Origin of the sequence: Bacillus sp. CGMCC 1.60114 (assembly GCF_042676365.1) — a bacterium.
Classification (GTDB): Bacteria; Bacillota; Bacilli; order Bacillales; family Bacillaceae_G; genus Bacillus_A; species Bacillus_A rhizoplanae_A.
On sequence record NZ_JBHTHG010000004.1, the window covers coordinates 127,568 to 140,304 of the forward strand.

Genomic DNA, 12,737 nt, shown 5'->3' on the forward strand with positions numbered 1-12,737 from the left:
TGTCTTATTTAGACGTTGTTTCTTTTTGTATCTATGTCATAGCCGATATACTCATTATGTTGTTTGAATCTGTATTTCTTTTTGTAACAATTCCCATACTTCTTCGGCATCGACAGGTTTGCTAATTAAGAAGCCTTGCATTTGGTCGCATTGTTTATCACCTAAAAATGCCCATTGCTCGTTGGTCTCTACTCCTTCAGCGATTACGGTTAATTGTAAATTTTTTGCTAGTGTAATAATTGAAGACGTAATTGCTTCTTCAAGTGGATTATTTTCAATTTCTTTAATAAATTCACGTGCAATTTTCAATGTATGAATTGGATATTTTGTTAAGTAAGATAGTGAGCTATATCCAGTACCAAAATCATCAATTGAAATTTTAACGCCTAGTTGTTGCATTTGTTCCAATTTTCCAATTACCGTTTGCTCTTTATTAATCGCAATACTTTCTGTAATTTCTAAGTCTAGCGCTTCTGGAGGTAATTGTGTTTCCTTCAAAACATGAGAGATTGTTGAGATTAAATCATGATGATTAAATTGAGCGGGTGATAAATTGACACCTACTTTTAGATGAGAAAATCCATTTTGATGCCATTCTTTTGCTTGCTTACAAGCAGTGTGAAGAACCCATTCTCCGAGCCGAATAATAAATCCGGTTTCCTCAGCGATTGGAATAAACTCTGCAGGGGAAACAATACCGAGTTTTGGATGTTTCCAGCGAACGAGTGCTTCAAATCCAATAATTTCTTTTGATTTTGTATTTACTTGTGGCTGATATTGTAAGTAAAACTCATTATGTTCTAGCGCTTTCATAAGTTCACTTTCAAGAAAGTACGCTTTATGTTCAATAGTACTCATTTCCTTTGAGAAGAAGATGAATTTGTTTTTTCCAGCTGCTTTTGCACGGTACATGGCGATATCAGCATGTTTCATCAATTCCGTTGCATTTGTTCCATCAAATGGATAAGTTGCAATACCGATACTTGGTGTTATTGTGAGTTCATATTCTTTAATAGAAATTGGCTTGTTTAATTCTTGTAACAAGCGATTTGCTATGAGAGTAGTTCCTTGTTTTGAGAAAGTATCTGGTAAGAAGATTGTAAATTCATCTCCCCCTTGACGAGCAACAACATCTTTTGGTCGTAAACAGCTCTGAAGTCGATTGGCTACTTCAATTAAGAGCAAATCACCTACATCGTGACCGAGTCGATCGTTAATGTTCTTAAATCGGTCTAAATCTAAAAACAAGATAGAAACAGTCGTATCTCTTTTATGTGCATCCTGCAACGTTTCTAATAATTCCTTTTCAAATTTCCTGCGGTTTGGAAGTCCAGTTAGCGCATCATGAAATGCCATGTGTTCGACTTGTTGTTGCTTTATTTTTAGCTCTGTAATATCACGAGCGATACCAAACATACCAATAATTTTTTCTTCAACAGTTGTTGGTATTAATGTAATGTGCAAGTAATGATACGTTCCCTTTTTTGTATATGTTCGTACTTCGAATGTTTGGGGAAGTCCCTGTCTTGCAATGTCTAGGGCAGTCTGTGCTTCAAAACGATCTTCATCTACAATGAAATATAAGAAAGAATGCCCAATGAATTCGTTATAGTAAGATTCGAATAAGTTTGTACATGTCCAGTTTGCATGTTGGAAATTCCCGGTCATATCGAGTGAAAAAACAGCATCCGGGTGATCTTCAAATAACGACTTATATTGTTGTTCGCTCTTGGAAAGTGCCTGGATACCTTCTTTTACTTTTACTTCTAGTTGTTCGTTTAAACTCTGATATGTGTATAATAATTTTTTATTTTCTTTCCACATAAGCATTTGCCGAAAGAACAATAATGTGAGAGGGATGGCTAATCCTATGAATAGTTCTTTTCCTTTTACAGCATTGGATAACATAAAAAATAGGATTACAAGAATGCTTACATAAGGAAGAAATAAACGAGCATAATTGAAACAATCGTATTTCTCGCTATTTATTTGTAGCGTTGTATCTTTTGGTTTATATAGAAGACTAGATAATCCAATTAATAAAAGAGAAGTAGTATGAACAAAGTAGGTTAATTCATGTGAAGGATAAACTCCCCTAACATTTTGATATAAACATATATATCCGTATACAAGAGCGATTAGAAACGACCCGATTAATATCTTTCTACTAGCTGTGTATCGCGGTTCGCTTTTGCAAAAGCTAATTAGGGCATACACAAAGAGAGATTGTACAATGAAATAAAAGGTCATCATCCGCATATTTAGAGACAAATTACCTATAGTTTCGATATCTAATATAACGTTAAACATAAAGTAGATGGTTATTATGATAATAAACACACTATCAAATAGAAATCGTAAAAATGTAGTTATTGGTTGCTTATGTATAAGTTCATAGCTGAAAGCGATAAATAATAAAGCATATTGCAAAAGAAAGAAGGGTACAGCATCGTAAGAAAAAATTTCTTGTTCATAAATAGATAAGGTTTTTAAAAATAAGGTGATTTCCATTATGAAGCCGGATATACCTGCACATAGAATGAGTATCCAAAATGTTTTTGTTGGCCTTTTACTAATATAAATTGCCTTTAATAGTCCCAAAAAGGAAATTATAGCAGCGAAATAAAAAAAGAAAAGAATCCCCAATTCTTTACTAGAAGTGTGTGAAGGAACTATTAAAATCCATATGAGAAATATAAGAATATACATAGAAACAATAGTGATATATATTTTCTGCTGTCGCATGATATAACTCCGTTTCAATATAAGTGATATATATATAAATAATAACATATATTTTATTTGAGAGATTATGAAGATACAATAAATAATCACCATTCGAGTGTAGCGCTGTCCCGTCGTTTTATTCCTTTTATAGCTGAAAGATCCTCTATTAATTTGAAAAGTGCTAAATCTTTCTGTTTACTTTCAATCATAATATCGAAGTCTTGATTCAGTTCTTTTGCTATGCATAGAAAGCTTCGAATAAATGGAACATCAATATAGTCAGAATGTGCCCGGAATTCTTTTTCTGATTTTGGCGAAGAGATATGAACTTTTGGAACGGTATTTGTATGATTCCACGTTGCAAAAATAGATGGAAGTAGTATTTCTAATGAATCTTCACATAAATTTGCCACATGATGGTGATAATCGAAGACAAAAGGAATTTGTTCTCGTTTGCAAACTGTTAATGTTTCAGCCGCTGTATATGTTTTATCATCATTTTCAAGTGTCATTTGCTTTTTAATATGAGCAGGAAGCTTTTTGATATTCTCATGAAAACGCAGTAAAGCTTGTTCTTTATTTCCGTATGCTCCTCCAACGTGAATGTTTATGTAAGAAGAATCTGCAATGTTCATTGCATCTAGTAAATTGTAGTGATACGTCATGTCCTGAATGGAATTTGTTGTAATATGAGGCTTATCACTCGTAAATAATGTAAATTGATTTGGATGAAAACTTATGCGCAAATGATGTTTTTTGATAAGGTCCCCTATTTCTTTCCATAATTTTTTAAACTTATAGATGTAATCGAATTTTACTTCAGGGTGTGTTGCCAATGGAACAATAGAAGAGGATAGACGATATAATTTAACTTCATGTGCGATATTGTAGTGTAAGATGCGTAATGTATGCAAAATATTTTGTTTTGTTACTTCATATAACCTTTCATCGCGTTCTTGTTTGTTCATTTGTTTCCATCTTGTAAATGTCATCGTTTTTGCAGGAGAACAGTCCCACAATGCAAGTGCATGTGAGACATAACCTAATCTTATTTTCATACGTACATCACCTTTCATTTGTTTACAGAAAAAAGGAAAGGACCGTTCCGATCCATTCTTTTCCCTTGCCTAAAAGAGAGTGAGGAGAAACATCTTGAATTGAAAGTAAAACGGAAGCTTCTAAATCTTGATTAATTTCTTTCTTTACTTCTTCTAAAAATGGTGAGCCATATAATATACAATTGATTTCATGGTTCAGATATAGGCTTCTCAAATCAAAATTTGCAGTTCCAATATCACAAATACAACCATCTATCATTACAATTTTGGCATGGAAAAATCCATCTTGAAATTCGTAAATATGGCAGCCAGCTTTAATAAGCTTCCGGCAATACGGGAGTTTCGCTTCACGAACAAATGGATGATCAGCTTTTTTAGGTACGAGAATGGTAACACGAACGCCTCGTTTTTTTGCGCGTAGCAATGCATTCATTAACTTTTTCCCAGGGATAAAATAGGGCGTACCGATATACAGCTCTTTTGTTGCATTTTCAATTAAATCGAGAAATGTTTGCTGTAAATAAGCGCCATCAGTTGGTACGAATTGATGAGAAGTTTCTCCCTTTTCGAGTATCGGAAAGTAATGATTTTCATGCAATAAGTCTTCATTTGTATCATCGCGCCAATCATGTAGAAATTGCGTTTGTAAGTCTTGTATGCCTTCTCCGGTAAGGCGTAAATGGTAATCACGCCACGGACCGAGCGCAGTATTATGCCCTAAGTATTCTTCGCCGATATTAAAGCCTCCGATATAGCCAATTTTCCCGTCAATAATCGTAATTTTTCTATGGTTCCGTTGATTAGCGGAAAAAAAGAGAAATGGGAGCCGGATTTTATGACAAAATGAAAAATGTATGCCATGTTGTTTTAATTTATGAACTGTTTGTTTTGATAAATGATGGCTGCCAATCCGATCAAGGAGAAGGCGCACTTCAATACCTTGTTGTGCTTTTTCCATTAAAAGCTGTAAAAATGTATGGCTAATCTCATCGTTTTTTACGATGAAAAATAAAATATGTACGTGATGCTTAGCCTGTTGTATATCAGTAAATAGCTCCTTATATAATGTTTGGCCATATGTATAAAGTTTAAAGTTACTATGGCGCAAAGGAAATGAACGAGGTTTAATTTGTTTTAAATGAAGTTTTCTTCCATATATGAAGTCGAAAGTTACCCACAGTAAGATAAGTACAAGGAAGAGAAATAAAAAGTTCATGTATTCATTCCCTCCGCTATATTTATTTTTATCTCGCTATTCGCGAGCGGTAAGAGTAGGGCTTATGTTGTTTTATAAATAGTACTTATATTGTAAGCAAAAGCATGGAAAGCGATTCTATTCTGGGAAGACTTTTTATTTTCATGGGCTGTAGGTGAAGGAGAGAAGGGGATTGTATAAAGGAGATAGAAAAAATATGTTGTTGTATAACAAAAAAACTGTTGACTGAATGCTCACTCATCATATAATGGAAATAGGGAATATAAATTCAGAAAATTATTTATTTTTGAAGATTCGAAAAAGGGGATATTACACGGAGAGGGGTTGGCAGAAACATGAATAGCTTATTAATTGTGAATTGGTTGGCGACAATCGCCATCATAGCGTATGCAGCATATTTATTTGTATATCTCATACGAACGCGGATTACCTACATACAATTAGGAAAGAAAGTAGAATTTGATCGCCGCTTCAAAGAAAGATGGGATCTTATTAAGGGGAATGTCTTCGGACAAAAGAAGCTTCTTAAAGATAAAAAGAGCGGTATCATGCATGTTATGTTTTTTTACGGATTTATTCTTGTCCAGTTTGGAGCAATTGACTTCATATGGAAAGGCTTAGCACCAGGATCACATCTTCCACTTGGACCACTATACCCTGCATTTACATTCTTCCAAGAAATCGTCACACTCATCATTTTAATTGCAGTCTTTTGGGCTTTTTATAGAAGGTATATTGAGAAACTTGTGCGCTTAAAACGCAATTTTAAAGCGGGACTTGTTTTAATTTTTATCGGCGGCTTAATGTTATCTGTTCTCCTTGGTAATGGAATGGGCATCATTTGGCATGGCGAGGAATTATCATGGAGTGAACCAATTGCTTCTGCAATCGCTTACTTACTCTCTGGAATTGGTGAAACAGCTGCGATTGTGGTGTTCTATTTTGCGTGGTGGCTGCATCTACTTATTTTGTTAACGTTTTTAGTTTACGTGCCACAATCGAAGCACGCACATTTAATTGCAGGACCAGCGAATGTATATTTTAGCCGTTTAACAAACCCAGGAAAATTAGAAAAAATCGATTTTGAAGACGAAACACAAGAAACATTTGGTGTTGGGAAAATTGAAGATTTCAAACAAACACAGCTTATTGATTTATACGCATGCGTAGAGTGCGGCCGCTGTACGAATATGTGCCCGGCAACAGGAACGGGAAAGATGCTATCACCGATGGATTTAATTTTAAAATTGCGTGATCATTTAACGGATAAAGGCGCAGCGATAACGTCGCGCGCACCATGGGTTCCAACTGTTGCATTTAATAATACACAAGGTAATCAGTTAGCCATGATGGCGACTGGAGATGGACAACATGAGTCTGCGGCAACATTGGCATACGATCCAAGCTTAATTGGCGATGTCATTACAGAAACAGAAATTTGGGCTTGTACAACATGTCGTAACTGTGAAGACCAATGTCCAGTTATGAATGAACATGTTGATAAAATTATTGATTTGCGACGCTACCTTGTTTTAACAGAAGGAAAAATGGACCCAGAGGCGCAGCGTGCTCTGACAAATATCGAGCGTCAAGGCAATCCTTGGGGGCTGAATCGTAAAGAGCGTGAAACGTGGCGTACGATGGAAGAAGAAGTTTCTATTCCAACTGTGAAAGAGAAAGCGAAAGCAGACGAAGAGTTTGAGTACTTATTCTGGGTAGGATCTATGGGGTCATATGATAACCGCAGCCAAAAAATTGCGTTATCGTTTGCGAAGCTGATGAACGAAGCTGGTATTTCCTTTGCTATCCTCGGAAATAAAGAGAAAAACTCAGGTGATACACCGCGCCGTCTTGGAAATGAATTTGTCTTCCAAGAGATGGCGAATAAAAATATTGAAGAATTTGAGAAAGCGGGCGTCAAGAAAATCGTGACAATTGACCCGCACGCATATAACACATTTAAAAATGAGTATCCGGACTTTGGCTTACAAGCAGAAGTCTATCATCATACAGAATTGTTAGCACAGTGGGTGAAAGAATGTCGCTTAAAACCAGTTCATCGCGTAGAAGAAACGATTACGTATCATGATTCTTGTTATTTAGGACGCTACAACGAAGTGTACGAAGCGCCGCGCAATATTTTAAAAGCGATTCCAGGTGTGAATCTCATTGAAATGGAGCGTAACCGCGAAACAGGAATGTGCTGCGGAGCGGGCGGCGGTCTAATGTGGATGGAAGAGACTGCTGGTTCGCGCATTAACGTTGCACGTACAGAGCAAGCACTTGCTACATCGCCGACGATCATCGGTACGGGCTGTCCATATTGCTTAACGATGATTAGTGACGGTACGAAGGCAAAAGAAGTAGAAGAACGCGTACAAACCCTCGATATAACAGAGATTTTAGAGCGCTCTGTCATCGGGTCAAAGAAAGAAGCAATGTAACATGTAAGAATTCGTACAACTTTAGATAAAAGGGGGTGCAAAGGTTGCACCTCTTTCTCACAACAGCTGCACTGAACGAGCGTTCAATCAACGCCGCAAAATGAAGAAATGGGGGAATATGTTTTGACTAGAACAGTAATTTTAAGTGCTGCAAGAACACCTGTTGGAAAGTTTGGGGGAGCTTTAAAGGATGTAAAGGCAACGGAGCTTGGAGGAATTGCAATTGGAGCGGCATTAGAGCGCGCGAATGTTGCAGCAAGTGATATTGAAGAAGTTATATTTGGAGCGGTTATTCAAGGCGGACAGGGACAAATTCCATCACGTCAGGCGGCAAGAGAAGCAGGGATTCCATGGGAGACGCGCACAGAAACAGTCAATAAAGTATGTGCTTCCGGACTTCGTGCAGTAACATTAGCAGATCAAATTATTCGTGTGGGAGATCAATCATTAATTGTAGCAGGCGGCATGGAATCGATGAGTAATAGTCCATATATTTTACGAGGTGCACGCTGGGGATATCGCATGGGGCATAACGAGGTTGTTGACTTAAACGTGGCAGATGGCTTAACGTGCTCATTTTCTGGCGTGCATATGGGTGTGTACGGCGGAGATGTTGCAAAAGAAGATGGTATTTCCCGCGAAATGCAAGACGAATGGGCATGCCGCAGTCATATGCGCGCCGTTGCATCACGCAAGGAAGGCCGATTTGAAGAAGAAATTGTACCTGTATCTGTGCCGCAGCGAAAAGGTGAGCCAATAGTTGTTGCTCACGATGAAGCGCCACGCGAAGATACAACAGTTGAAAAACTAGCGAAATTAAAACCTGTATTTGATAAGGATGCAGCGGTTACCGCAGGAAATGCACCAGGTTTAAATGATGGCGCGGCAGCGCTTGTATTAATGAGTGAAGAGCGTGCAAAGCAAGAGGGAAGAAAGCCGCTTGCGACAATTTTAGGTCATACAGCGATTGCGGTTGAAGCGAAGGATTTCCCGAGAACACCAGGTTATGCCATTAACGAGCTATTAAAGAAAACGGGTAAGAAAGTAGAAGAGATTGATTTATTTGAGATTAATGAAGCATTTGCGGCTGTAGCTATTGCAAGTGCAAATATTGCAGGCATTGATCCAGAAAAGATTAACGTAAACGGCGGAGCAGTTGCGATGGGACATCCAATCGGAGCAAGCGGTGCGCGCATTATCGTTACTCTTATTCATGCGTTAAAGCAGCGCGGCGGCGGAATCGGGATTGCATCTATTTGCAGCGGCGGCGGTCAAGGCGACGCAATTATGATCGAGGTTCATTAAAAAAGGGGGCTATAAACATGACGGTACAAAGCATTGTTGTAATTGGTTCGGGACAAATGGGATCTGGAATTGCACAAGTATGTGCGATGGCAGGTTATGACGTATATATGCAAGATTTAAAACAAGAACAGTTAGACCGCGGCATGGGGATTATTACGAAAAATTTATCTAGGCAAGTCGAGAAAGGCCGCATGAGTGAAGAGGATAAGCAGGCAACATTAAATCGTCTTACAGCAACGCTTACACTTGACTGCGTGAAAGAAGCAGATCTTGTCATTGAAGCAGCTGTAGAGAGAATGGACATTAAAAAACAAATTTTTGCAAACTTAGATGAGTTAGCACCGGCGCATACGATTTTAGCAACAAATACATCATCGCTGCCAATTACCGAAATTGCAGCTGTTACGAATCGTCCGGAAAAAGTGATCGGCATGCACTTTATGAATCCAGTTCCGGTTATGAAGCTTGTTGAGATTATTCGTGGTTTAGCAACAGAGGATGTTGTATATGAAACGATTGAAGATATTACAAAGAAAATCGGCAAAGTTCCAGTTGAAGTAAATGACTTTCCAGGATTCGTTTCGAACCGTATTTTATTGCCAATGATTAACGAAGCAATTTATACGCTATATGAAGGTGTGGCAACGAAAGAAGCAATTGATGAAGTTATGAAGCTTGGCATGAATCATCCGATGGGACCGTTGACACTCGCTGACTTTATCGGCTTAGATACGTGTCTATACATTATGGAAGTACTGCACGAAGGATTAGGAGATAGCAAATATCGTCCATGTCCGTTACTTCGTAAATATGTGAACGCAGGCTGGTTAGGGCGCAAGACAGGACGCGGTTTTTACGTTTACGAATAATAAAATACTCCGGTAGGGCACCTCTTTGCATGTACTAGTGGTCTTACCAAATAGTTGAATTACTATATAAAACAATTTGAGGTGGAGCATATGAACTTTCAATTTACAGAAGAGCAGCAAATGATGCGTAAAATGGTTCGGGACTTCGCTCAAAAGGAAATTGCTCCCTTTGTTCCTACTATGGAACAAGGGGTGTTTCCTAGAGAAGTCTTAAAGAAAATGGGCGAGCTTGGACTGATGGGAATTCCAATTCCAGCGAAATACGGCGGAGCGGAAATGGACTTTATTTCATATATTTCAGCAATTAATGAACTTTCAAAAGTAAGCGCTACAATAGGTGTAATTTTAGCGGTACATACCTCTGTTGGAACGAATCCTATTTTATATTTTGGAACAGAGGAGCAAAAGCAAAAGTATATTCCAAAGTTAGCGGCTGGTGAATATTTAGGAGCGTTTGCATTGACAGAGCCAGGTGCCGGATCAGATGCAGGAAGTTTGAAGTCAAGGGCAGTTAGGCACGGTGATGAATACGTTATTAACGGTTCAAAAGTATTTATTACAAACGGCGGCGAGGCAGATACATATATTGTCTTTGCTTCTACGAATCCGGATGCGGGTACACGCGGGATATCGGCATTTATTGTTGAGAAAGATACACCGGGTTTAATCGTTGGAAAAGATGAGCACAAAATGGGGCTATTAGGTTCTCGTACAGTGCAATTAACGTTTGAAGACATGAAAGTCCCTGCTGAGAACTTACTTGGTGAAGAAGGACACGGCTTCAAAGTGGCGATGGCAAACTTAGATGTTGGTCGCATTGGTATCGGGGCGCAGTCACTTGGCATCGCGGAAGCAGCGCTGTCGTGTGCTACGGATTATGCGAAAGATCGTCATCAATTTGGGAAGCCAATTGCCGCGCAACAAGGATTAGGCTTTAAGCTAGCGGATATGGCAACATCTGTTGAAGCGGCACGTCTACTTGTATACCGTGCAGCGTCATTAAGAGCGCAAGGCTTAGCGTGCGGGAAGGAAGCATCAATTGCAAAACTATTTGCTTCGAAAACAGCAGTAGAAGTTGCAATTGAAGCAGTGCAGGTGCTTGGCGGTTATGGTTATACAAAAGAGTATCCTGCGGAGCGATTCTTCCGCGATGCAAAAATATGTGAGATTTATGAAGGAACAAGTGAGATTCAGCGCTTAGTTATTAGCAGAGCGTTGTAAGGGGGAAATAGAGATGCATTTTAAACTATCAGAAGAACACGAAATGATTCGGAAAATGGTTCGTGACTTTGCGAAAAATGAAGTGGCACCAACGGCAGCGGAACGCGATGAGGAAGAACGTTTTGACCGCGCTTTATTTGATCAAATGGCAGAGCTTGGCTTAACTGGTATTCCGTGGCCTGAAGAGTACGGCGGAATTGGAAGCGATTACTTAGCTTATGTAATTGCGGTAGAAGAGCTGTCACGTGTTTGTGCATCTACAGGTGTAACGTTATCGGCGCATACATCGCTTGCAGGATGGCCAATTTTTAAATTTGGTACAGAGGAGCAAAAGCAGAAATATTTACGCCCGATGGCAGAAGGAAAGAAAATTGGCGCTTACGGCTTAACGGAGCCGGGGTCTGGCTCTGATGCTGGTGGAATGAAGACGACAGCAAAGCGAGACGGCGATCATTATATTTTGAACGGTTCGAAAATTTTCATTACAAATGGCGGGATTGCAGATATTTATGTTGTGTTTGCGCTGACAGATCCAGAATCAAAGCAGCGCGGAACAAGCGCATTTATTGTGGAAAGCAATACGCCTGGATTTTCTGTTGGAAAGAAAGAGAGTAAGCTTGGTATTCGTTCTTCGCCAACGACGGAGATCATATTTGAAGACTGCCGCATTCCTGCTGAGAACTTACTTGGCGAGGAAGGCCAAGGCTTTAAAATTGCGATGCAAACGTTAGATGGCGGCCGGAATGGTATTGCCGCACAGGCAGTCGGCATCGCACAAGGCGCACTTGATTCTGCTGCTGATTATGCGAAGGAACGTCATCAATTTGGGAAACCAATTGCCGCGCAGCAAGGGATTGGCTTTAAACTAGCAGATATGGCGACGGGTGTAGAGGCAGCACGTTTGTTAACATATCAAGCTGCTTGGCTTGAATCAGAAGGGCTGCCATACGGCAAAGAGTCGGCAATGTCGAAATTATTTGCGGGAGATACAGCGATGAAAGTGACAACCGAGGCTGTGCAAGTATTCGGAGGATATGGTTATACGAAAGATTATCCAGTTGAGCGTTTTATGCGTGATGCGAAGATTACGCAAATTTATGAAGGAACACAAGAAATTCAACGCCTTGTTATCTCACGTATGTTAACGAAGTAGAATCTAGAAGAAGCGTAGGGAATTTCCTACGCTTCTTCCTGCAAAATGACAGGAAAAGGGGTGAAGGAGATGGTTAAGCACAATGTACAAGCGTCTGTGAAAGATGAAAGACTTATTGCACTTCGGCGTGAGCAAATGATTAAAGGTGCTGTGCAGCTCTTTAAGCAAAAAGGATTTCCGCGCACAACAACGAGAGAAATTGCGAAAGCAGCAGGCTTTAGCATTGGTACACTCTATGAATATATTCGAACGAAAGATGATGTGCTTTATTTAGTGTGTGATAGCATTTATGAGCATGTAAAAGAGCGCTTAGCGCAAGTGCTGTGCAGAGAAAAAGGCAGCGTTGATAGTTTAAAAACTGCGATTACAAATTATTTTAAAGTTATGGATGAGCTGCAAGAAGAAGTTCTTATTATGTATCAAGAAGTTCGTTTCTTGCCAAAAGAGTCGCTGCCTTACGTATTAGAGAAAGAATTTCAAATGGTAGGGATGTTTGAAGATATTTTGCAGCAATGTGTTCAAAATGGGGTATTTACTTTAACAAAAAAAGAGATTCAACTGCTTGCTCATAATATTTTTATTCAAGGACAAATGTGGGGATTCCGGCGCTGGGCGCTGCAGAAACTTTATACATTGGAAGAATATACAGAGATGCAAATTCGTTATGTGTTAAACGGTGCTCATATGATTCAAAACTAAAAAGGACAATAACACTGTAATATGTAGGGGGATCACTTTACGATT

Annotated in this window: 9 protein-coding genes; 6 read left to right on the forward strand and 3 right to left on the reverse strand. The window is 39.1% G+C overall.

What is annotated here, in order from left to right:
• Window positions 1-54: 54 nt before the first annotated feature.
• The 3 genes from ACFQZ1_RS01830 to cls form a co-directional block, all read right to left on the reverse strand.
• Window positions 55-2,745: a DUF4084 domain-containing protein gene (locus ACFQZ1_RS01830; RefSeq protein ID WP_377880393.1), complete on the reverse strand. Its 2,691-nt coding sequence runs from the start codon at window positions 2,743-2,745 to the stop codon at window positions 55-57.
• A gap of 86 nt (window positions 2,746-2,831) precedes the next feature.
• The gene (gene uvsE, locus ACFQZ1_RS01835) at window positions 2,832-3,785 is read right to left on the reverse strand and encodes a UV DNA damage repair endonuclease UvsE (protein WP_377880394.1); all 954 of its coding nucleotides are present in this window, start codon (window positions 3,783-3,785) and stop codon (window positions 2,832-2,834) included.
• A 22-nt stretch (window positions 3,786-3,807) separates the two neighbouring features.
• Entirely contained in the window at window positions 3,808-5,001 is a 1,194-nt protein-coding gene (cls, locus tag ACFQZ1_RS01840; RefSeq protein WP_377880395.1) for a cardiolipin synthase, read from the reverse strand.
• A 335-nt stretch (window positions 5,002-5,336) separates the two neighbouring features.
• Here cls and ACFQZ1_RS01845 point away from each other — a divergent pair, with 335 nt between their 5' ends.
• The 6 genes from ACFQZ1_RS01845 to ACFQZ1_RS01870 all read left to right on the forward strand — a co-directional run bounded on the left by ACFQZ1_RS01845 (window position 5,337) and on the right by ACFQZ1_RS01870 (window position 12,692).
• Entirely contained in the window at window positions 5,337-7,445 is a 2,109-nt protein-coding gene (locus tag ACFQZ1_RS01845) for a 4Fe-4S dicluster domain-containing protein (protein ID WP_377880396.1), read from the forward strand.
• Window positions 7,446-7,553: 108 nt separating this feature from the next.
• On the forward strand, window positions 7,554-8,750 hold the full coding sequence (locus tag ACFQZ1_RS01850; RefSeq protein WP_377880397.1) for an acetyl-CoA C-acetyltransferase: 1,197 nt from the start codon (window positions 7,554-7,556) through the stop codon (window positions 8,748-8,750).
• Between the two features lie 17 nt (window positions 8,751-8,767).
• Window positions 8,768-9,619 (forward strand): 3-hydroxybutyryl-CoA dehydrogenase, encoded by an 852-nt coding sequence (locus ACFQZ1_RS01855; protein ID WP_377880398.1) that lies wholly within the window; start codon window positions 8,768-8,770, stop codon window positions 9,617-9,619.
• A gap of 90 nt (window positions 9,620-9,709) precedes the next feature.
• A complete protein-coding gene (locus tag ACFQZ1_RS01860; protein ID WP_377880399.1) occupies window positions 9,710-10,840 on the forward strand; it encodes an acyl-CoA dehydrogenase in 1,131 nt (376 codons plus the stop codon).
• A gap of 13 nt (window positions 10,841-10,853) precedes the next feature.
• Window positions 10,854-11,993 carry an acyl-CoA dehydrogenase AcdA gene (gene acdA, locus ACFQZ1_RS01865; RefSeq protein ID WP_377880400.1) on the forward strand — a complete coding sequence of 380 codons (1,140 nt, stop codon included), beginning with the start codon at window positions 10,854-10,856 and terminating at the stop codon, window positions 11,991-11,993.
• Between the two features lie 69 nt (window positions 11,994-12,062).
• On the forward strand, window positions 12,063-12,692 hold the full coding sequence (locus tag ACFQZ1_RS01870) for a TetR/AcrR family transcriptional regulator (RefSeq protein WP_377880401.1): 630 nt from the start codon (window positions 12,063-12,065) through the stop codon (window positions 12,690-12,692).
• The last annotated feature ends 45 nt before the right edge of the window (window positions 12,693-12,737 follow it).